20 protein-coding genes and 1 tRNA gene are annotated in these 22,992 nt (G+C 39.0%); 3 read left to right on the top strand and 18 right to left on the bottom strand.

All coding sequences use genetic code 11. From position 1 onward, the window contains the following. Positions 1–5: 5 nt before the first annotated feature. Positions 6–1,190 carry a hypothetical protein gene (locus tag B9T19_RS03850; RefSeq protein ID WP_094567250.1) on the top strand — a complete coding sequence of 395 codons (1,185 nt, stop codon included), beginning with the start codon at positions 6–8 and terminating at the stop codon, positions 1,188–1,190. A 239-nt stretch (positions 1,191–1,429) separates the two neighbouring features. Here B9T19_RS03850 and B9T19_RS03845 read toward each other — a convergent pair whose 3' ends face one another. The 7 genes from B9T19_RS03845 to B9T19_RS03815 all read right to left on the bottom strand — a co-directional run bounded on the left by B9T19_RS03845 (position 1,430) and on the right by B9T19_RS03815 (position 7,246). Next, positions 1,430–2,848, bottom strand: coding sequence for an FAD-dependent oxidoreductase (locus tag B9T19_RS03845; RefSeq protein ID WP_094567249.1), 1,419 nt, complete (start codon positions 2,846–2,848; stop codon positions 1,430–1,432). A gap of 466 nt (positions 2,849–3,314) precedes the next feature. Further along, on the bottom strand, positions 3,315–4,244 hold the full coding sequence (locus tag B9T19_RS03840) for a MetQ/NlpA family ABC transporter substrate-binding protein (protein WP_158214344.1): 930 nt from the start codon (positions 4,242–4,244) through the stop codon (positions 3,315–3,317). A gap of 247 nt (positions 4,245–4,491) precedes the next feature. Further along, positions 4,492–5,109: a metallophosphoesterase gene (locus B9T19_RS03835; RefSeq protein WP_094567247.1), complete on the bottom strand. Its 618-nt coding sequence runs from the start codon at positions 5,107–5,109 to the stop codon at positions 4,492–4,494. 28 nt (positions 5,110–5,137) lie between these two features. After that, complete coding sequence (locus B9T19_RS03830; RefSeq protein ID WP_094567246.1) at positions 5,138–5,686, bottom strand: lipocalin family protein; 549 nt, start codon at positions 5,684–5,686, stop codon at positions 5,138–5,140. Positions 5,687–6,015: 329 nt separating this feature from the next. Further along, on the bottom strand, positions 6,016–6,510 hold the full coding sequence (locus B9T19_RS03825) for a DUF2335 domain-containing protein (RefSeq protein WP_094567245.1): 495 nt from the start codon (positions 6,508–6,510) through the stop codon (positions 6,016–6,018). Positions 6,511–6,553: 43 nt separating this feature from the next. Beyond that, positions 6,554–6,742: a hypothetical protein gene (locus B9T19_RS03820; RefSeq protein WP_094567244.1), complete on the bottom strand. Its 189-nt coding sequence runs from the start codon at positions 6,740–6,742 to the stop codon at positions 6,554–6,556. Positions 6,743–7,169: 427 nt separating this feature from the next. Further along, positions 7,170–7,246, bottom strand: a tRNA-Met gene (locus B9T19_RS03815). Positions 7,247–7,467: 221 nt separating this feature from the next. Here B9T19_RS03815 and B9T19_RS03810 point away from each other — a divergent pair. Further along, positions 7,468–8,718, top strand: a complete 1,251-nt coding sequence (locus B9T19_RS03810; RefSeq protein WP_094567243.1) for a site-specific integrase — start codon at positions 7,468–7,470, stop codon at positions 8,716–8,718. A 236-nt stretch (positions 8,719–8,954) separates the two neighbouring features. After that, the gene (locus B9T19_RS03800) at positions 8,955–9,770 is read left to right on the top strand and encodes an LPO_1073/Vpar_1526 family protein (protein WP_094567241.1); all 816 of its coding nucleotides are present in this window, start codon (positions 8,955–8,957) and stop codon (positions 9,768–9,770) included. Between the two features lie 68 nt (positions 9,771–9,838). Here the strand turns inward: B9T19_RS03800 and B9T19_RS03795 are convergent, their stop codons facing one another. The 11 genes from B9T19_RS03795 to B9T19_RS10565 form a co-directional block, all read right to left on the bottom strand. Next, the gene (locus tag B9T19_RS03795; protein WP_094567240.1) at positions 9,839–11,044 is read right to left on the bottom strand and encodes a carboxypeptidase-like regulatory domain-containing protein; all 1,206 of its coding nucleotides are present in this window, start codon (positions 11,042–11,044) and stop codon (positions 9,839–9,841) included. A 50-nt stretch (positions 11,045–11,094) separates the two neighbouring features. Continuing rightward, positions 11,095–16,035, bottom strand: a complete 4,941-nt coding sequence (locus tag B9T19_RS03790; protein WP_094567239.1) for a phage tail protein — start codon at positions 16,033–16,035, stop codon at positions 11,095–11,097. A gap of 3 nt (positions 16,036–16,038) precedes the next feature. Further along, the gene (locus tag B9T19_RS03785; protein ID WP_094567238.1) at positions 16,039–16,755 is read right to left on the bottom strand and encodes a tail assembly protein; all 717 of its coding nucleotides are present in this window, start codon (positions 16,753–16,755) and stop codon (positions 16,039–16,041) included. Beyond that, positions 16,752–17,444: an NlpC/P60 family protein gene (locus B9T19_RS03780; protein WP_094567237.1), complete on the bottom strand. Its 693-nt coding sequence runs from the start codon at positions 17,442–17,444 to the stop codon at positions 16,752–16,754. Before B9T19_RS03780 ends, B9T19_RS03785 begins: the two co-directional genes overlap by 4 nt. Then, positions 17,444–18,151 (bottom strand): phage minor tail protein L, encoded by a 708-nt coding sequence (locus tag B9T19_RS03775; protein ID WP_094567236.1) that lies wholly within the window; start codon positions 18,149–18,151, stop codon positions 17,444–17,446. The genes B9T19_RS03780 and B9T19_RS03775 overlap by 1 nt, the downstream gene beginning before the upstream one ends. Continuing rightward, on the bottom strand, positions 18,148–18,486 hold the full coding sequence (locus tag B9T19_RS03770) for a phage tail protein (RefSeq protein ID WP_094567235.1): 339 nt from the start codon (positions 18,484–18,486) through the stop codon (positions 18,148–18,150). Before B9T19_RS03770 ends, B9T19_RS03775 begins: the two co-directional genes overlap by 4 nt. A gap of 80 nt (positions 18,487–18,566) precedes the next feature. Next, positions 18,567–18,995, bottom strand: coding sequence for a hypothetical protein (locus B9T19_RS03765; protein ID WP_094567234.1), 429 nt, complete (start codon positions 18,993–18,995; stop codon positions 18,567–18,569). A 39-nt stretch (positions 18,996–19,034) separates the two neighbouring features. Beyond that, positions 19,035–19,457, bottom strand: coding sequence for a hypothetical protein (locus tag B9T19_RS03760; RefSeq protein ID WP_094567233.1), 423 nt, complete (start codon positions 19,455–19,457; stop codon positions 19,035–19,037). A gap of 13 nt (positions 19,458–19,470) precedes the next feature. Next, positions 19,471–19,902 (bottom strand): hypothetical protein, encoded by a 432-nt coding sequence (locus tag B9T19_RS03755; RefSeq protein WP_094567232.1) that lies wholly within the window; start codon positions 19,900–19,902, stop codon positions 19,471–19,473. A gap of 100 nt (positions 19,903–20,002) precedes the next feature. After that, positions 20,003–22,813, bottom strand: a complete 2,811-nt coding sequence (locus B9T19_RS03750) for a hypothetical protein (protein WP_094567231.1) — start codon at positions 22,811–22,813, stop codon at positions 20,003–20,005. Then, the gene (locus B9T19_RS10565; RefSeq protein WP_158214343.1) at positions 22,810–22,950 is read right to left on the bottom strand and encodes a hypothetical protein; all 141 of its coding nucleotides are present in this window, start codon (positions 22,948–22,950) and stop codon (positions 22,810–22,812) included. Before B9T19_RS10565 ends, B9T19_RS03750 begins: the two co-directional genes overlap by 4 nt. Positions 22,951–22,992 lie beyond the last annotated feature (42 nt).

Genomic DNA, 22,992 nt, shown 5'->3' with positions numbered 1-22,992 from the left:
AACCTATGAATGATCGTACCCTCTTTATCATCGCCCTACTGATTGCGCTGATTCTACATGCCGGCATCGGTTACTTGATGCTCCATGATGAGCAAAGTCGTATTGAGCTCTATCAGCAAGAGGATCTTATCGCCGTCACTCTTCTCTCTAATACGCCCGATTCATCAGCTGAGGAGGCTCAAAATGAGATGTTTGAGATGACCGAAGAGAGCGAAGAGAACGAAGATGAGGTAACGACGACCACGGAAACAGAGGAAGAGAGTCAAAAAGATGAAGAGAATCTAGAAAATCCAGAAAATAACGAAAAGAGCGCTGAGATAGATGACTCATCTGATGACGAAGCAACTGAGATCTCTGCTGAGGAGACAAAAGAGGGCGAAGAAGATGAACCACTACCCTATCAACGCAATATCTCTCAAGATGGTGAGTATCTGCGCGACAATATTCTTCCCCCAAGAGAAGAGGGAGATTATCGCCGAATCATCACAACAGAAGAGAATCCCTACCAAAAACTGGTCGATGATGCGATTGCACTTTTAGAAGATACACCATTTCTCGATAAAAACTGGAATGAGGCTGAAGATGATAGCGATCAGCCTAATTACTATTCTCCCCAATTTATCGATCTATTAAAGCAATATAATCCGCAAAACTTTAAGGAGAATGAGGCAGCTATTGATGATGCGCTCGATGAGATTCATGATAAGAGCGATGATGAGGGCAGTGATGAAATTGTAGAGATTGAAGAGATCACCGAAGAGATACAAAAAACGGAATCGACACCTCTGATCGTTCACTATCTCGACTCTCCCGATAGCGAGCCAATTCCACTTGAAGAGGAGATCTTAGTTGAGGAAGAGAATCCAGAGAGAGCAGAAATTAAGGCTTATCGCAATATCTATAATGCTGCCGAGAGCCAAATTCGGAGACTTGAGTATAATGTCTCGCTCAAATCAACCCAATGTTATGATCGTTATATTAAGGGGCAGAATCGACAATATCGTGTCGCACTCATTATCTATGAAAACCCGTTACGAACCGGCGTCTATAAGAGTAGCGGTAATGATCAGCTCGATCGTTGCATTGTAGAGATGACCAATCAATTTATCCAGATCCCAGCAGAGATGGAGCGTATTCGTAAACATGCGCCAAGGAGAGGGGATGCTTATCTACTCAATGCAAGTTTCTAGCGGAACGTTAGCGAGGATTTTCGACAAAAAACCCAACGGCTTACTATCTTAACGATAGAGAAACCGTTGGGTTTACTATTTTTAGCAAACTCAATAGAACTGCATTATTCTGCCAATATCTATCAATCTCAACTCACCTCAACTGATTTCAATTAATTGAGATGTATAGATGTATAGAGATCAATAGATGAAGTTATAGCAGATAGAACAGATCTATACCGATAGATCTATACCAATAATTATGAGAAACGCTTAATGCTGTATGGCGTTGGATCGATAATCGGTGTTCTACCCATAATCAAGTCTGCAGTAATCTCACCTGCCGCTGGGCTTTCACTCATGCCCCAACCTGTTGCTGTATTGATCACAAGACCAGGATATTTCTCAACTTCTGAGATAATCGGAGCGCCATCTGCTGTCGGTGCAATACATGCGCCCCAACGCTCGATCACTTTAGAGTCTGCAAATTGTGGGAACTCTGCCTTCATACGATCAAATACGCCATCAAGATGCTCATTATTAGGCGTTGCGGATGCAACACGATACTCTTCAAATGGTGTTACTTCATCCATGCTCCATGAAGTCTTCATAGTGAATGAGTTGTAGAGATCGCTTCCTAATTTAAACTCTAATGGAAGATCTTCTCCGCCTAAAAGATGCATAAACTTAGGACCTAAGAGGAAGCTATCCTTTGTAATAGAGCTGGTAAAGATACGAGGAGCGACAGCATAAGTACCATCTGATTGTTCACGGAAATGGATACCATTCGGAAGATGGACGTTTCCTCTTGGAGCGCCTTCTGCCCCTTCAACTACCTGCTGTGAGAGATAGACATTGAGCGTAGGAAGATCAACACCCATATTACCCATAAAGAGACGCGCCCAGAAACCATTTGCTAATACAACAAGATTGGTCTTAATTGCCCCTTTCTCCGTCACAACTTCCGCAATTTTACCACCTTCAGTCTCAATACCGCGCGCTGCACAGTTGGTAAAGATCTTCACGCCGATACGTTTCGCATATTCTGCTAAAACTGTCGTACCGCGTTCTGGATCAACACTTCCGGCATCTTCTTCAAAACCTGCAATTTCCCAAGCTGTTTGTGCATTAGGAAGACGATCTGCTAACTCTTTACCTTGAATGATACGGGTCTTTAAAGGTGTATCAAATCCTGGATTTTGTGAGTTAACGGCAATCCACTCTTGAACGGTCGCTAACTCTTCAGGTGTGATAATGGCTTCTACACGACCTTGAGTACGGTAAGAGGTATCAGCACCGACACGCTCATTCATCTCACGCCATAACTTTTTACCATAGTGATGAAGTGGGAAGATCTCTGGTGCTGTTTTATAGCTAATAATTTGGCTATAAGCACGTCCTGATTGTTCCCCTGCAACTTCACCCTTCTCAACAATTGTCACGCTCATACCACGCTCACGCATGTTGATCGCACTCATAATTCCTTGAATACCCGCACCGATGATCACCACATCCGACTCTTTCGGTAAAGGACCTTCAGTTCCCGCAACATATGGTGCGCGAGAAGTTGTTGAAATTAAGGTCCCTTCTCTACGAATCATTGGGGTTACAGCTGCACCCGCCCCTAAAACGCCGACAGCACCAGCACCTAGAAGAAATTTTCTACGTGAAATACTCATATAAAAACTCCACTTCAAATAATTATGTTAAAACGCCTAAAAGTTTAATAAGCGCGTATCTTATCATGAGAAAATTTTATTGATCATGATCAATTTTTAGCAACTATTCTAAAGTGATAATTTTTTTCAATGAAGCGAGATCTATTTTTAGATCCCCAAAAATATTTCACAAAAAAACAGAATATTTTTTATAAGATTAGACATTTCACAAAAAACAGCTCTAAAAAGGTCGCTATTATCAAACAACTAAAGAGTTAATCTGAATGTTACCTTTTTAAAAAAAGAGACATTTAAGAGTGACTATCATTTTAATTAAGTACTATTACCTACTGAAACCCATAAAAAAGAACCCCCCTTTTTTTCTTAAAGATAAAAGGGGAGATTGATCAACAAATATTCACACTTAGTTAAAAAATGACTCATTTTAAGCTTAATTTATCGCGATCATTTAAGAAAAAATGAACCTCTAACCTTCAGGCCAGATAAACCAGCCGGCAATTTCAGGATCAGTTTCAATAAAGTGGCGCATCTTATCCGATTTAAATGCCGCTTTTAGATCATCAATCCAAGATGCATTTTGATCCTCCTTCCTCACTGTAACCATCAGTTCAAGATCAGGAAGAAAGGTCTCATGAGCTAATGCATATTCAGGCCCTATTCCCCCTAATAATGCAACCCCACCCGGCATCACACCATAATCGATCTCCTCAAGAAGACGAGGAATTAAGGCAGAATCCACCTCTGTAAATTGTAAATTTTTACTATTTTTGGTGATATCTCTAGCCGTCACAATCGCCAAATCAACTTGAGGATCTAACTCAATCCAACCGATCTTCTGCAATAAGGCATAAGAGCGTGCCGCATTCGAGGGATCATTCGGCACTAAAATAGAAGCGCCCTCTTCTACCGTATCTAATGATTTCTGCCGAGTAGAATAGATAAATGCAGGGATTGAAGGCGTATGCACAACAGAGACAAGATCTGCCCCTGTTTCTCGATTATAGACATCGAGATAAGCCTGATGTTGAGCGGTATGGAAATCGATTCCCCCTTCAACTAAAGCGCTATTTGCATCCCGTAATGCACCAAAATTACGAAAAACAATCTCATATCCTTTCGCTTCTAACTCCGGCTTTACAACCTTTTCCACTAAAATATTGTGCGCACTCGGCGGCATTCCAACTCGCAATACCTTATGATCTGCATCTGATGAATCACCACAGGCGGCTAGAATACCCCCTAAAAGAAAGAGTCCAGCTACTTTTACGCTCTTTTCCAATTTTTGGCGAAAAGAGTTTTTCCCCCTCCTTGATTCAAAGGGATGATTAGCGCTCTTTCCCCTCATATTGCCGGCAGCCACTATCCCAGTGCCACTTGTTATACTCTCTCGCTCCATTCTGCTCTCCTTTCTCTGCATCACTAAAATTTTGCATAACTAATAAAAGATCATATGTAAAACTAAACATATAAGATTTATATACAAAATAAAAGTATCATGCTTTTTACCAAAAGAGAAGCGGATAAAGAAAAAGCAATCTAAAACTTTTAGATTGCTCTATCACTCTATTGCCTTCTTACCTTATTACCTTCTTGCTCTATTTGCTTATCAATTGCTTAACAATTGATTTTAGGATCTGCATAACCTAATCGGAACTCTTCTTAGAGCGATAGTAGGTAATACGACTATATTGAGGACGTTTAGGCGCATGATCACCACCGGAGTTATAGATCTTAATGCCATGACGAACAAAAATCGGTAGAAGCGGACGATGTGCATGCCCACATAGTAGTAGCTGACATCTAAATTGAGGGAGCTCTCGCGCTAATCGTTTACTTCCAACATCTTTTCCTTTCTTTCGATGAAATGCTGTCGACGTTCCTTTAGGCGGATAGTGATGCAAAACGATATCACAATCATAATATGGGCTAAAATCACGGCAATCTTCAGGGATTGAGGCTATTTTTAGCCCTAAAATAGCGTGAATATCACCATCTCCATAAGGTAGATCTCTCATCCAATCGATCGATCCTTTAACATAATCATGATTACCACTACAGATAATAACTGGCGTTTTTCGCTCTGCAAGCCATCGTTTAAGATATCGAATCTGTTTTTTACCAGAATCATTAGCACGTTCATCGAGAAGATCCCCTGTTAAGCAGATTAGATCAAATTGATCCTCTACTTTAGCAATCCAACGATAGAGCTTCTTCTGATAGTGCAAATCAGTCACGTGTAATATCTCTAACTTTTTTCCCATGCATTATTTTCCATCTATCATCTATTATCTATTGCTGGTCGCCCACACTATTTTGGGTATAGATAATATTATCTAACTGATATCCCATCTCCTTTGCACTATTGAGATAATCCTTAATAACCTCTGCCGGCAAAGTAGGTGTACGCGAGAGGAGCCAGAGATATTTTCGATCAGGATCTCCCACTAAAGAGATCTGATAATCGGGATCAATTCTTAACACCCAATAATCCCCTTTTGTAAAAGGAACCCAGCGAAGATAACGAGGAAGAAATGTGACTTTCAATTCACTGCCACTGCTATTTTCTAAGGTCGCAAAACCCGTTGCAACATCCATCTTGCCATCAGCGACTCGGCAACGATTCACAACAGCAATCCCCTCCCCTTCACGATGATATTTAGCTGCAATATCGCCCACACACTTCTCTTGAAAAAAGTTAGGTAGACGCGCAATCTCATACCACTGCCCAAGATAACGCTGACTATCAAAATCAGTGACTGCTTTCACATCACTTGCAGATGCCATCTGCCCCAAAGTGACAAATCCCCCCAATACAAGACTCAATAATAATTTTCTCATGTTAGCCCTCTTCTCTCTTTAATTAGATCACGTTTTCTATATGGCCAGATTAAAGTATCTTACCTTGTTGCCAGAAATAATGACAAAAATAACTAATGGTATAAACAATAAGAGTTGGAGGGATAAATGAGAAGCAAAGAATACTGATATATAGCTCACACTTCCAGCTATTGACGATCTAAAAAAGAGCTTAGATTTGGACAATAAAAAAGCCTACTAAAAAGTGGGCTTTCGTGTTGGTGGATTGATCTAACGTTATAAATCAGAACAGTAGCTGTTTATCCTCATAACAATGCCTTGGGAATGATTTTAAGAGCGAAGTTTAAATTTTATTTTTCTTTTTTAGAAAATTTACCAAAGTAACTAGATACGATAGGAGCTACACCAAAGCCGAGAATTCCATAAGATAAAACATCCCATCCCATATACATTCCAAACAAAGCTGCTATCACTAAAATTATAGATGTAAAAAATCCATATTTTTGAGCATTAAGATCAAACTTTGTTCCTCTATCTACAATAATAGACTCCATATCTCTACGATCTTTTCCCTGCCGCTCAAATTCCTTAAAAACAGTTTCAGCAGCATCAGGATAGAGCTCGTTAAATCTTTCCAGATGATCAGGGTGTGGAAATGGGCTATCGTAACTTTCCTGTTTATGTTGAACAGCTATCTGAGTAATAACCTTTGCAGCTTCAGGATTTTCATATATGACTTTCAGCGCAGCATCATCTAAAATACCTTGCTTTTGAAGCTTTTGTATTAAATCATTCGCCTGAGAGTCCTTATTATTTTCAGCTTCCTGATGATTTTCTTTTCTCATGCTAAATCTATAGTAATACTACAGTTTATTTATCAAAAACGTATCACTCTATATTTTTATCAGATATATATTTTTTTGTGACTCTTTCAAAATCTTTAGATATTTCTAAAATATCCTCAGCAGAAGCATCTTTAAAGGATTTCTGAGTAATTTTTTTATAGTCATAATAGCTAGAGCCTTGTATAAATATACTTGCTACAGATCGTAAAAATCCTTTTTTTTCATATAGCATACTTATTTTCTCCGGCAAATATTAATAATACTCTCCAATCAATGAAGAAATTTGATTATTTAATCTATTGTAGTATAGCTCTATGAAAATAGCGAAAACCTTCAAATAATCAAATTTAGAAAATATCCCTTTTAGAATTACTGACCAAGTTTACATGGTTTGTTACCCATCCAAACATAATAATATTACCACCAATCACCTTAATTCTACCACTTACCATCCGTCACATATAACCCTTATCAATGATTTCGGTCTTAAGTTATAATGAAGAAAGAGCCCACGAATTATTAGGTAATATCCTTCCCAATCAATTTAGAACAGAATATTTATTAATTTTATGTCTAACTTAACCGTATTCCCGTCAAAATTCCCGTCAAACACAATTTTAGACAATAAAAAAACCCACTAAAAAGTGGGCTTTTTATGTTGGTGGACATGAGTGGAGTTGAACCACTGACCCCAGCATTATGAGTGCTGTGCTCTAACCAACTGAGCTACATGTCCTAATTTTTTGTGGCCTTAAAATTACTATTTAAAACCACTGGTTTGGTGGACATAGGTTCTATCGGGCTACTGAGAGAGAAATGTAATAGTGTTTAACAGGCCTGTAATAATCCCGAAACTTCGCAAATTTACCTAAACTACATACAATGACATTTAGTGAAAGCCGACGATTAAAGGTATAAAAAAAGGTATAAACTTAATTGAAGATATAATCAGAAATTATGGCAGTAAAATTAACAAATACTTATCTTTCTCGCATTCAACCTAAAGAACGTATCTACAGAATTAGTGATTATATTAGAGGACTGTACATAAGAATTATGCCCTCTGGATCAATGTATTGGGAGCTTAGATATTTAAGTCCAATCACCCAAAAAAGAGCCTGGTATGTAATAGGATTATATAAACAACTTCCATCTAGCCCTATTACTATCTCCATTGCCGATGCTCGCAAAAAAGCAGAAGAGCTTTATACTGAAATTCAATTAGGAAATGATCCCAATATTGTCCAAACTGATACGCTTTTCTCAACCCTTTATGAAGAATGGCGACTAAAAAGAGAAAAAGAAAACCTCAATAAAAAACATGTTGACGCAATGCATTCTGCAACTACAAGATATATTCTACCTCATTTAGGAAAGATTCCCATTGAGGAAATAAAACCTTTCATGATTGCCGATGCGCTTAGGGATCTAGAAAAAGAAGGGTTGTTAGCCACTCTTGGGAAGGTAAAATCAAATTTAAACCTTATGTTCCGAGACTGGGTAGTTCGTGGATATATCCATGAAAATACTGCCCAACAGATTCCTCGATCAGCATTTGAAACAAAAGAGCCCATCGCTCAAAGACACTTGAGGCTTGATCAAATCTATCTACTTCACCAATACTTACAGAATGAAAATGCAAGCCTATTAATTCGTTTAGCTGTTGAGTTTATTGCTCGCACAGGCCTACGCGCAAATGAAGCCTGCCAAGCTCTGTGGGAGGAATTTGATGAAGAACATCAAGTTCTATCAATTTATAAAGGACGAATGAAAAATAGAAAAGAACATCTCGTTCCTCTTTCTTGGCAAAGTTCTGAAATTATCAAAAAGTTACGAGAATTGGGCACAGACAAAACTGAATATCTTTTTTTTGATCCTACATCCAAAACAGGTCACCTGCATTTAGAAGCTCCTAGAAACTCATTAAAAAACTATAAAGTGCCGACAACTGCCCACGGTTTACGCCACCTCTTCTCTACCCTACTTAATGAAGTAATGACGGTAGATGCAAACCTTATTGAGTCTTGTTTATCTCACACTCCTAGAAAAACATCTCGGGTTAACTATAACAAAGCTCAATTAGTGATGCCTATGAGAGAGGCTTTTCAAGAGTATTCAGATCACCTAGACAGCTGTAAAACTAAGGAAGACAATCTACAATGGATCAAGGATAATAATATTATCCTATTAAATTCTAAAAATTTGTAAAAATAATATACTTTCATTACATTAGGGATAATAAATAAATTGCAATATTGGGGAACAGATGGACTTTCTTAAAAATCTAAGCCTTATTGAAATAGTAACTTATGTCGGTTTTATATTTACAGTAATTGGTCTTTTTACGATAAAAAAAATAATCAATAAAAAAACAATACAAAAATCAAATGTTAAAAATGGCATAAGCGTACAAGCTGGGGGCAATATCAAAATAGGAAAACTCAATGAATCAAAAAGCAATTGCAAAAAGTGACTCAAAAATTATACAAGCTGGAAGAGATGTAAACTATGGACTTAGCATGACAGAGGTTGAACGATTATTTCAGCTCCTTTTTAATGAAAATATGCCTCATCTTCAAGAGAAAGCATTCGAAAAGGCGCAAGATAATATCAATCTACTTATAGAAGAGGTACGTCAAGAATTTACTCAAAAAATAGACTCTATCAATCTTCAACTTCTAACTGAGCCCGATGTCCAATCAGCTATTAATGATGCTGTTCTAGGTGCTGCAAAAAAAGGTGAAAAAATAGACCTATCTGTATTGGCATCTTTAGTCGTTGATAGAATGAATGATGGCCATGATGATTTTTTCTATAACTCATTGGAAGAGTCTATTAAAATCATTCCTAAAATAAGTAAAGACTTACTCTCAGCGCTAGCATTAAACTATTTTATTAAAAATCTTACGCTGAAAGATCCAACGTTAAAAGAATTAGAAGAAGCGTTTACTTGGCTAAGAAAAAATTTCCTCATTCACTGCAAAAATATAACCGATACTAGATTAATGACTCTAGAATCTATTGGAGCTGTAAACCACATTAATATGATGAGGGGAAATACCTTAAAAGAATATGTAGATGAAAAGTATGCTTCAATATTATCTAATGTAAACTTAAGAAAAAATGTCCCTAACCTTAGATATGTATTAAATCAATATGACAATTTGGATTTGCATAAAATAACACTAACATTTCCAGGTATTCTTATAGCAAGTAAGCTACTGGAGCCATATTTCGGCTCTATTCCATTGCCTAAATAAAAAAAACAAAAAGAATATACCCCTCTAACGAGGGGGTCTTTCTATCTATACCCTACAATAATACAGCATTATTCTAAATGCTTTTCGAGCTCAACTTGCTCTTCAAGGTCTTCAACCTCCTCATGAAACCTCAAATCAATCCACCGCTCATGTGGTTTGATATCTCTTGCCTCTCCGAGGATTTTTCCAACAACTTCCACCTCTTGTTCTTCCCCGAAGATATCTTTGATCTTTTTCTTTCTACGAACATCATATTCATCGTGGACACTGATGATTACGCCATCATATGTTTTTTGAACAATAACGTGAAAGTACGGCTTCCCATGTTTATCTTTAGGTATTTCTACTGTCCACCCTTCTTTGGCCAGTCCTAGTGTATTAAAGATTTGATAAATACCCGTATCGATTTTTCTAAACTGAGGTTCCTCTTTAAATTGATCATTATGCTCTATACGGTCATCGAATAAACGGACAATCGGAGATGCTGCTTTTAAATGACCATTACTATCTATTGTTGTGTTATATGAGCTCCACCCTCTTGCAACTTTTGACCAAGATTCTCCACCATCATTCGATTGAGCCCAACCAAATTCAGGAGACCTATACCCTTTAAAAATTGCAAATAGATGGCTACCTGAACCACTATAATTCTCATAAACCTCATAATTAACAAATGCTTCTTTTAAAGCTTTACTTGGGCTCTCTATGTTCAGCATCTTCTCACCTATCCCCAAGCCAAAACTTCCCGACTCTAACTTAATAGGCTCTGATTTTCCATTTAAATATTTTCCAATCGCAGATAAATATTGATATTTAACGTTACTTTCTCTAACTAATTTACCTCTACCAACAGTATCCCCTTTGAATTTTTTTACTGTTGTATTTGCTTCATTTGCGCTATCTTTTGCTTTTTCAGCAGACTCATTTGCCTTCTGAGCGATATTGCGCATCAAAACAACTAATGGGTTCTCTTCTGGTCGAAGATAGACAGGATTCAACACCCAACTTTCAAAAGCATTCTGTTTTGAGTCTTTAGTTAATTCGAAAGGCGCGCCACCGGCCAAATCAAATACTCGAAACCCTACCCCCTGAGAAATAGAGACCTGATAACTTCCTACAGGTAAGTTAAAGCTAAACTTACCGGCATTATTCGTTTTTACTGTTAGTATAGGCTTCCCACTTTTAGAAAAGTAAATATATACATTCGCAATTGGTTCTTTCTCTACTGAATTTTCTCCCTTAAAAGGGCTATAAAGTGTTCCTGTTTGTAACATGATTTCCCCTTATTACAAGCAATAAAAAAACCCCTTTTGGGGCATAACTTTTACATTCCATAGTTCCTTATAGGAGCTACTCTAATCGGAGCCTCTGTTCTCATTATTCTCTGAAAGTTAACTGATTTAATATGAGCATAACTTCCTCTTGCTCCGTGATAACGTAAATTTATATCGACATATCTTGTTGTTCCTTTTTTTACATATATATCTACTTCTGATAAATCATCGATTAAATATTCACTTGCTGTCCAATAACCTGATGTCGTAACCCCCCTTCCGATCAATTTACCATCATCTCTAATAACAGAAACTGATACGTTACCATTTGAAACTCGAACTAAAAAAGGTTTGAGGGTATAAATATAATCCATATCTTCAGCTTTTAAGTAATATCTTGCCCCTCTATTAACATCTATATGGGCTCTATCGATACGAATATCATTAAATTGAACTAGATCTACAATTCCTCCTTTTATTTTTTTTGCAAATACTTCACCCTCAAATCGACCTGATTTAGCATAGAGATTTCCTTTACTATCAACATTAAAATTGCCATTTCCTATATTGATAGATCCCCCGGCAAAATGACCTGACTCAATACGCCCACCTTTAATAATTGGAGCTTTCATTGATGTCCCGACGACTAATTTATCGCCGGAAATTGTCCCTGTGCCGATCATATCGCCGTCCATTACAAGCTTCCCATTCGCAATAATAAACGGCATAGCGATTTGGCCATTTTTTAAGTTTACGATGGCAAATTTATCGGCTTGGATTAAAAACTCTGATGTCTCACCGTCATTGACGCTAGTAAACCCGCTCACAACTTTCTTACCATTTTTAATGGCTTCAGTTGTTAATGTGTATTGAGATTTAACAGTGCCATCTGTATTAACTATAGCCTCTGCATTTTGAGTAATTCTTGATTCTTGCTCTTTTATGCTTGCTTTCACATTAGTAATGTCACTTGCAAGAGATTGATTTTCTTCAACCATGATTTTCTGTAAATTATCGATACTGGCTCTACTATCAAGGAATGAAGCAGTTAAAGAGCGGATCTCCTGTACTAACGCCTTAGTATCTGTCGTTTGAGCAAGTTGAGATAAAATAAGTTCAGCCTGCGCTTTCTCATTTTGAACAAGAAGCGAAAGATATTGTTGAGCAAGCTGGGCATCCCCCGTCGCTTGTGACATTTTTGAAAGAATCAGATCTGCATTAAGCTTATTGGCTTCACTAGAGAATTCACTATGCATTTTCTCAATAGATCTTGCTGTTGACTCAAACTCAGTGGCAGTTGCTTTTCTGAACTCTTCAATCTTTGCTCTATTTTCTAAAAATGAAGCGCTCAATGCCGAGATCTCCTGCACTAATGCTTCTGTCTTCGTAGTTTGTGCTAATTGAGATAAAACAAACTCTGCCTGCGCTTTCTCATTTTGAACAAGAAGCGAAAGATATTGTTGAGCAAGTTGAGCATCTCCTGTTGCTTGTGACATTTTTGAAAGAATCAGATCTGCATTAAGCTTGTTGGCTTCACTAGAAAATTCACTATGCATTTTATCAATAGATCTTGCTGTTGACTCAAACTCAGTGGCAGTGGCCTTTCTGAATTCTTCAACCTCTGCTCTATTTTCTAGATATTCTGCCGTTAGCGATAATACTTCTTGAACCAATGCCTTAGTATCTGTTGTTTGAGCTAACTGAGAGAGTAGTAACTCCGCTTTTGCTCGCTCATTTTCTGCAATTAATGCAAACACTTGCTGCGATAATTGCGAATCACCAGTGACCTGAGATAATTTCGATAAGACAATTTCAGCACTAAGGTTATGATCAAGATCATTGATATCTGTCTGTAATTTCTCAACACTCTTTACTGTTGCCTCCTCCTTCTCAGCGATCACCTCATTGACGTTATTGATCTCTGATTGAATGGTCTCATCAACATTTGCTTTCAGTTGGTCAATCGTCTTTGCTGTCGCTTCAAACTCATTCGTAACAGTCTCTTTGAGTGATTTAATACTAGCCTCATTCTCTAAAAAAGAAGCTGTTAATGAATGAATTTCACGCGCAAAAGCATTATCTGTTGTCGCTTGAGCGATTTGAGAAAGCAGGAATTCAGCTTTAGCTATCTCATTTTGCGCAACTAACGACAGATATTGGCTGGCTAACTGCTTACTATTAGTTACCTCTGAAATTTTTTGTAAAATCATCTCAGCATAATGATCACCAATACTGACACGATTTGTTTGCGTTTCTGCATGAATAGCACGATCTGCCGTCACCTTTGAAAGCTCTAACAGCTTTGCATCAAGCTCTGCACTCCCGACTTTTTGATTGATATTGCTGACAATACCTGATTCTTTGACAATTTCATCGGCACTCTCTTTCGCATTCGTTAGCGATTGATCGATGATCTTATCGATATCTACAGATGTCGCAATATCATTAAAGCTAATCTCTTCTTTCGCTCTCTCAATGATCTTATCAATATCACCAGGATCAACAACATCATCAAAATCGATCTCTTTTTTCGCTTGCTCAATGATCTCATCAACTGCTTCAGAGCTAATCTCTTTTGTTGTAATCTGATTTTGGAAATAGCCGAGAATACCATCTGCGCTATCGCTTGCTCTGCCTTTTAATGTGTAAGAAAACTCGCCTTGGTTACCATCAGCATCGACTAACCTAAACCAGAAGAACAATTCATCACCAACGCTTAATCCGCTTACTGTATGATTGCTCTGCGGATATGGAAGGACAGCCAATTTACTGGCTTTGGTACGATCATCAACATCTGAATACCAGATTTCAGTATAGGCTTCTGTCGTAATCAATGCCGGCAACTGCCAGTGAAGTTCAATCCCGAATACGATCGGACGCGCACGTAAACCATCGATCCTATAGGTCGTGCTAAAAGCAATAATCAGCTCTTCAGAAAACTGGCCAGCACTATTGATCGCTCTAACTTTGGCAACATATTCGCCTTGAGGGAGATTGGTTAATACAAGCTGATTCTCTTTGGTACGATAGGTTTTATAGAGCGCCTGGTCTTTAAGCAACTCGATACGATACTCATTCTGCTTGCCGGCAACTTCTAGGCTATCCCACTTTAAGATGATCTCTCGGCCATTGTTTGAGGTATGTCCATTCACCAATTGTGGTAGTGTGTTGATTATTGAATGGTTCGGCTCGATATACTCTGCAGCTTCATCCACAATCGCTTCTTTTTGCGGATTATGTTTGACAGCGACGATCGTATAGACCCCTTCCTCAGCATCTTCACTAATTGAGATACAGCGGAATAGTCGTGGCTCAACATGCTTTAAGACTGCATTAAAGGCGCTATACTCCTCGGCATCAACAACTTTATCGAGCTGATAACAATCACCCGCTAACCTCCGTTTTACACGATAAGAGACAGATTTCGCTTCTCGATTCATAATGAAAAATGATTCAACATCACTCACATCACGATCGAGAGTAATCGTATCGCCATCAATATCGATAACGCGCCCACCCACGCTTGTACCGGCATAGTCATTATCGGCAATTTGAATGATGTCGTAGATCGCATGGCGAATCCCTTCGAGCCCGACCTTAAATGAGACAAATTCATTCTCGGTCAAATTCGTGACAAGATTCCACTTGGCCATCCGTAATGCATAGCTTCGACTGGTCGCACCAAAAGCGGTAATAGAGAGTGTGTTTAAACCATATTTCGCAATGTGCGCTTCATCGGAAACTTCGTCAATCTTTGTGCGATAGCCATCCTCTTTATCGATATATTGCACTTGAATTTGATTGTGCTGATCTTGTCTTGATGTGAATGAATAGTCAAAGAGACCATCGATCACGTTTGAATTGTTATAGACCGCACTCACATCCGCTTTATGATCGTAGTAGACGGTAAAACGATCATTATGAAATACTGGAATCCCTCGAAACGTGGAGCAGACATCATATAGAACCTTATATGCATCATTGCCCTGGATTACGGCATTACAAACAAATCGCGGTTCTTTTCCGCCATTACCATCATCGACCAAAACGTCGCAATATTTTGCAAGCTGATAGAGCTTATCTATATCGATGCGATAGCCTTTCAAACGATCACCAAAGCCATCCGTTTCATTCGTTAATAGGTCGTAAAGAATCCAAGCAGGATTGTTGGTGTATCCTGGTTTAAAGAGTCGATCCCATAAACCATCATATTCACGTGTAACGGGATTATAGTTAGAGGGAATCTGAACGATAGCGCCTTTTAATCCGTATGTCCGCGTCGGCACATTATTCCCAAATTGTTCTGAGTCGATCTCTAAACCGCAAATAGCAAGCTTTGGATAACGAAACTTAGCATCAACAGACTCAACATAGCTGTAGAAAAAAGTTTTATTGCGAAGCAGATCACTATTTGAATCGGGAGTATTACGCACACAATGAATCGAAAAGGGTGCCGGCGGTAGATCATTAAAGACAAAGTCTTGGTAATAGGGATGAGATCCCTTTTCATGAAGCGAAAAGACTTTGCTCGCGTAATAGTTGTTATCTTTGATAATTGAGATCGTCATGTTCACATCAGTCGGAAGTTGATCTCCTTCCTTTGTGGAACGCATCAATGCATCAACGCCGACAGTTACGCGTAAACTTGTGATCTCTGGATTGACGATTGTGCGAGTAATCGGCTGATCTCTTTTCACCTCTGCACCGACATTAACGCTTGTACTCACTGATGAGAAGTTTGGTAGATAATCTTGATCCACTGCACCTTTCGCATATTCCACGCGCACACCTTTAAAGTTCAACGAACCATCTTCATTTTGGATCGGCGTATCATTCAAGTAGATAGAGCGAAGTGGCATCTCATCGCCATGCTCAAGGGAATAGACTTCCCCTGAACTGATAAGATCTAATACTTTTAATTTTTGATGTGATTCAAGTGTATTAGGTGCAATATTCGGTGTTCTTGCACCGCCCCCTTTTTTACCACCCATTAATTACCTCCAATTTGTCACGATTGTGACTGCTGCTTCCTGCACTGATTCATCATTAATATCTGTATCGATGTAATCGCCATTTTTATCTTGGGCATGAATGACATTAATTCGTTTTTTCGTGTAAGTCGGCTTCTCGATACCACTAATCTTCTCGCCAGAGTTTGGTCGATAGCTCGACATATCTTGCGAGATAATCATACTGCCGGCGCGAATCTCGCCGTACACGCGCGGAATCTGTTTCCCTTGTCCGACCATGTTGGATAAATTACTGAATGCACTACTTTTGGAATCTTCTACGCCCATATGATTCTCATTAAATGAAGGTTGCCGAACTAACATCTGCGCCACGCCACCGATCATTAATCCAATCCCTGCTTGAATGAACGGTGTTCCCCATCCTGCTACAAAACCGATGGCGCCTACAGCAACAAGAACTGCACCGGCAATAAATGTGCCAAACTTACCGGCACCGACGGTTTTCGGTGTTAAATGGACAATATCGCTCTCCTTAAGATCAATCCCATTTTTGAGATCTTCTTCACTTTTAACCCGGTTACCGACGCGCAACTCATACCAGCCATTTCTGATATGATTTCGTAAATCATCGATCTGACACATAAGTGAATGTAAGGCTTCATTCGCTGAATCGGCATGCAGTTTAAAGTTATCGCCGAATTGCTTTAGGTCGCCATGAAATCTTACGGTTATTCGTCTCATAATTCGTATGCCCTCAAATCATTATCAATAGCTTCAATCATCTCTGGCTTCCAATCTTTATGAATCCAAATCGAATGTGTCCGGGAACGGAATTCACTCCCGTAAAATGCTCGCTTAGAGATACCGCCGTAAACATGGTGCAGGACACGATCATCGCCAATATAGAGTGCTGCATGATTCGCTTCATCTCCGCTAGATGTGAGAATAACTGCACCCTCTACGATCTCATCAATACGCTCGAACCCAAGTTTTGGAAAAGTGTTTTCAAGCTTGCCAATCTCTGCATCTTTCTCAATTGTTCCGCGCTGATAATGCCGGAGATTGATACCGCAAAGGTGCATCGCATCTTCTATTAATGTTCCGCAATCATGCTTCCCATAGATAAATTCACGCCCTCGGAGTAACGGCACCGGCTTATATTTGTGTATCTTATCGCCAATAACTAACCACCATTCTTTACCGCTGGCCACTTGCGCTTTACGATCTGCATCAGATAAATAGGGAATCCCATTGATATGAGAATGAACGATGACATCAATAGAATCGTAATCAATACCCGATAGATCAAACTCAAATTGATTCTTTGGATCGTCCGCAATGTTTTCAAATGGCAAAAAAATACCGGCTTGGATAACTCCGCCGGCTTCTTGGTCTTTTCTGCTTTGACAATATTCAATAATCTCTCTCATTACCCTACCTTATCCGCCATTATGAATCCTCCGTATGGAAGCTGACTATTCATCCCAAAACGCATTTTGCATCCATTGAGAGTCTTTGAGCATTGATCTTTGCTGTAGTCATTCGTCCTAATATCATTGATATCGGCCACCGGTCTCCCGGTATAACCACAACACTCATCACGATATTGATGGACACAGACAGATGAGTAGATCGTCCGCTTTGGTAATAACGCGCCATCTGTTTCGCTCGGAAGCGATAACTCAAACGTCGCTTGCTCTCGGTTATATGAGATTGCAGAGTTGACGGTATAAACCTGCAACAGATACTCATTCGGATTGGCACGCTTGTTACCATCGTAAAAGTTAACTGCATCTAAAAACTGTAATGGTACGCGCCGGCGAACGAGTTTCGCACCAATCAAGCCATTAAACTGATTAATAATGCCGGTGATATAACCATTCACATTAGCAATGGTCATTGTCGGCCTGCTACTTGGACCTTCACTTTTAAGTTGCATTCCCTCAACTTTAATTGGGATCGGCACATAAGGCCGACCATTCCAAACAACGTTCTCACCTTTCTCGTTCACGTGATTACAGAAATAGAAATAATTACTACCATCACGAATCACATGGGAAACATCTACCTCATAAAGATCGACAATATAGTCCTGCTCAACTCCCGACAAAGTCGCTAAAAACTGATCTGAAATCATATTAAAACCTCCTTCATTGTTAATGTGATTTCCCACGCATCACCGGTGATAAACTTCACAATCGGGTCGCCATCGGTTCGATATTTACGAGGCTGATTGCGATCATGCGCATGCCATAAAAAAGCCTTTACGCCGGCATGCTCATCAACAAAATTAGCAATCTCTTCAACATATTCCCGTGTACCGCGAAAGACCATATTTTCATAAATGCGTAGATCCGTATGTGGTGAGCCTTTCTGTCTCTGCTCATAACCATCACCAAACGACTGAATCTTCGCTTGATACTGTCGTTTACTTGTCGCCTCGATCATCGGTTGCCATTTGAATGTTTTCATCTTTCTTTCCACTTTCACCTTTCTCTAGACGTAAAAAAACCTCGCGATGCGAGGTTTAATAAAATTAATTTCTATTTTATTTATACATCATAAGGAATTTTACTTCCTCTCAACTCACTAGTAAGAATTAGCTGATTAACAAAGTCAGTAAGCTGTACATTGGTATGTAGCAATAACATTCTTTGTAACGTTTCATCTTTATCAACATCAGCACTATCTGAACTCAATTCAAATTCAGCTCTTGCGACTATCTCTAAAAATCTAAACACTTGACTTTCATCGCTAGATAAAGCCATGTCTCCTATAAAATTTATATTGAGTCTAACTCGATTCTTATTGCCATCTACGAGAGAAAAACCATAATTCTTATTAGCCTTTAGAGTTAATGGCTGATCAGGTGGTAGTGATGATTCATTTAAAGAGTTTTTAATTACTTTATCAATGACGAAAGAGCTCTGTTTAAAATCAAACTCCATCACTTTTTCCTCTATTTTGCTATCTGTACTCACGAATTATAATTCCTTTTATAAGCTCAATCGCAAACTAATTTACGCATACCTCAAAAATGTAGTTTCATAATCTTTTGACTCTGAACCTACATTTGGATAAAGAATGGTCTGAGTTGCACTTTTCAATGACATCATTAATGTTTGCCCCCCATGATTTTTAATCTGTCGATACATAGCCTCGGGAAACTTAACATCTGGCCTTGTTTCAGGAAGTACATCTATTTCAATAAAATTGAAAATATGCCCTTGTTCTATGGCCTCTTTCTGAGCTTCATTTTTATTACTCACATTAAGTAAAGTTAAAGCCCTGTTGCCAAATTCATATCCACATTCATTACAATGAATATAAACTAACTTATATGAAAAGTTAATACCATCAACGGAAGTTGGAGAGTTTTCTATTTTTATATGTGTATCAGCGCTATCGCAAATACAGCAATCTTCTTTATATTGACTATACATATTGCTCACCTATTTAATAAGAGAATCTTGGCATATGGAACGATATGAAATTCAACACAATATTTTTGCTACGAACAAAAAACTTACAATAATAATCCTCCGTTTCATGCGGATTTAATATATAAGCGTCGCTAGGAGCCCATTTAGAGTAAAACAGACACCAAGAAGAATTTATATACTTTGCCTTAAGTGGTTCTGTACAAAAATTACTATGCATTACATCATACAAAAGATCTTCACCTTCCTCAGAATGATCTGCAATAAATTTCATTGCTTCTTTTGAAGGATGAAAGCTCTTACCTGATTCTATTATTTGTGCAACAACTACCTGAGGATATAAAGGATGACTATCACGAATAAACCTATCGCTCTCAGTGCACTCATTTATATCGCTCGGTGGTGGAGATAATTTTTCATGACACGCCACCTCTATAATGTTACTCATTCTGTGAATTATCCCAACTTTATATACAAGATATATTCATATGATATTTAGTAATATAGTAGCGATAACTCCCTATAAAGTAAAATTTACCTTATAAAACTCACCTCCTCGCCAACACCCCACCCGGTCTTTGTGCTGTGGCGATCTCTCGCTTTACGGTGACTTTAATGCGCTCATCGATCTTTTTACCGAGACCATCGTATGCTTCTGCATCTGCTGTTCCATCCTCCGAGACATGGACGGTAATGTTGATTTCAGGAGAGAAATGATTGAGCGACTGGAAGGTTCGATCGGGAATATTCACTGAGCCTAATCCGACAATACCTCCCTCTTTAAATCCTGGAAGTTTGCCTGTACGAATTGATTCGACAACTTGCACGCCACCTAATCGACGAATATCATCTTGTGAGAAGACTACTTCACCGGCATGGACAATCCCGGCAGGTTCATATTTGCCACCATGACCGGTATATCCACCAGTGGCGAATCCACGCAATGCCGTGCCGGCAATGATCCCGGCATTAACCATACCTACTCCGGTAATCATTTTGCCCATTGCCATAGCCATTCCTGGATTGATCGATGAATAAGCTTCCATCGCTTTTACCCCTGCCACCTGAGCGCTAACAATAGCATTAGCAAAAGCAGCAGCTTTGTTGGCAAGAAACAGAGCCTTATAGATTCCACTTGCTTCTAAACCTGCGGTTTCTAAAACTGAAAGAGTTTCTGAGGAGAGCGATTGCGCCATATTGAGTAATTCTTGATTCAACTCTCCCTCATACTGTGAGCGACGCTCTCGATAAGCACGTTCAATCTCTTCTTTACGAGCGATCGATTCTGCTAGTGCGCTCTCTTCATCACCGTAGGCTTGTTGGATCTTCTGTAATTGCTCTTCTCTCCATTGATCAAGCTCGGCAATATTCTCATTAATACGCGCAAGCTGTGCTGTCAATGTGTCGCCTGAACCATCGTATCCCGGCAGATCCACACTCATTGATTCATATGCTGCTCGACGAACCGCCAACATATCTGCTTCAGACGCGCCGTATTGTCGGAGGATCTCAAGATTCTTTTGGAGCTCTAAGCCCCGGCGCTCTTCATCTGAAAGTGTCGATTCCATGATACGCTGATATTCTTTTGCTAGATCGATGCCTTTTTGGGAAGCTTGGTTTACAATTCTCTTCTTATTATCAAACTCCGCATAGGCAGCTTCAATTTTAGCCTTTATCTCTTTTTGTTCTTCTTCACTTCCTACTTTATACTCATCCCATTTTGTAGTGTTATTCCATTCATGACGAAATATCTCTACTTCGGTTTTTAAGCTTAATCTTGCAGTGTCATCTTTAATTTTAGATATCACTTCATCTAGCTTATTTTTAACAGCATCCGATTCGCTTGCGAGATCACCCATATTTCTCACAACTCTGTTAATGACATCGTCATAGCTCTTAAATGCCTCTTCTCCGGCACGAATAGAATTATTTAATTTCTTCTGCTCAAACTCTAGCTCATTCTTTTTCTTTCTGAGCTTCTCTAATTCTTCTGCATTTTTTTCAATATCGAGGGTCTCTTTCCCCCAAATACTAAGTTTTTTATACCCTCTTTTCTCAATAAACTCTCTTTGGCTTTCAATCTCTTTTAGCTCTTGACGAATAGAGGCTTCCCTATCTTTCGCTTCCCTTATTCTGGTTTCTAAGTTATCTCTTTTATATCTGGCCTCTTCAATAGATAACTTCTCTATTCCAACCGTTAAATCACCAATCGACTCTGTAAGTTCATCTGTTGACTTTTTAGCTTCTAGTTGCTTTTTCTTTAGAAAAGCAAAGCTACCCGCTGTTAGTAAAAGCAAGCCTAAAGGACCACCTAGAGCACTATAGGCAACTGATAACCCTCTAACGGCCATTGTCTGAGCTGCAATTGCTAATGCTGCCCTAGATGATGCGCCTTCTAACTTGAGTGTTGTTGCAATATTAACTGTCTTCGCAACAGTATTAATCCCAAAAGCCACTGTAGATGCACTGACAGAACCAACTAGCTTTAATCCAAATGCGATTGATAGCGCCTTAACTGCTGTTCCGGCATCTTCAATAACAGATTTTACAACCTTGGTACTCTCTTTAATATCATCTGCAGTAATAGAAGAGAAGAATTTCTCAACATCGGGTAAAAACTCATTAATAATTTGAAGAGAAAGATTGCTAAAAGCCCCTTTTATCTCCCCTATCTGAGTTAATACCGTATCGGCATTACGCGCCATCTCTGTGGAGTAGACATAACCAAGCTTTCGAGCATTGGCAGATAACTCTTGAATCTCTTTCTGGCTCATATCGAAGATCTTTATAAGACTTCGAGCAGAATCACCGGCCATATTTTGTAACGCACGAAGTTGCTCCCCTCTGGTTAGCCCCTCCATTGCCTTAGAGATTGCTAAAATACGCTCTTCAAGTGGCAAAGAGAGTAGCTCTTTAGCGTTAAGTCCAAGCCTTTTTAGAGTTGATGCAGCAGGTCCACCGCCGGATACGGCAGCACCAAGCCTAGAGTTTAATCTAAGCATTGAAGAATCTAACTCCTGAACACTCGCCCCTGCTTGTCCTGCGATATATCTAAAGGTCGTTAACTCTTCTACTGTAAGCCCTATCTTTTCCGCAAAAATACCGGTGTTCTGTGCAGATTCTAAGCTTCCTTTAATCCAGTTATTAAAAGCAGATACTGTTAGAGTTGCACCAAAAACACCTGCAACAGAAGCTACTACACGGGACATCCTTTGAATTCTTCGCTCAATATCTCTGATCGAGCACTGAATCTCTCTTGAGTTCTGCTCTGCAATTCTAGAGGCTTTATCCATCCCTTGCTTAAACTCTTTAATCTCTGCAATGAGATCAAGAGTCAATGTACCTAAGCTACTGCTCATTGATATTCTCCTGCAATTATTTGCTCATATAGATCTTCTTGTGTTTTAGCTTTCTTTTTAGAAAATTCGAACGGCATATAATCTGAAAAATCCACTTTATCTTTACTGTTTGCACTTACAAAAAGCGCTGTTAACAATCCAACTGTCTGCTCCAACTTTCGAGAGGGATTAAGCGTACC

It is taken from the genome of Ignatzschineria sp. F8392 (genome assembly GCF_002252045.1).
Lineage (GTDB): Bacteria > Pseudomonadota > Gammaproteobacteria > Cardiobacteriales > Wohlfahrtiimonadaceae > Ignatzschineria.
Note: the sequence above shows the minus strand (reverse complement) of the source record. Positions and strands in the feature narration are given on the sequence as shown.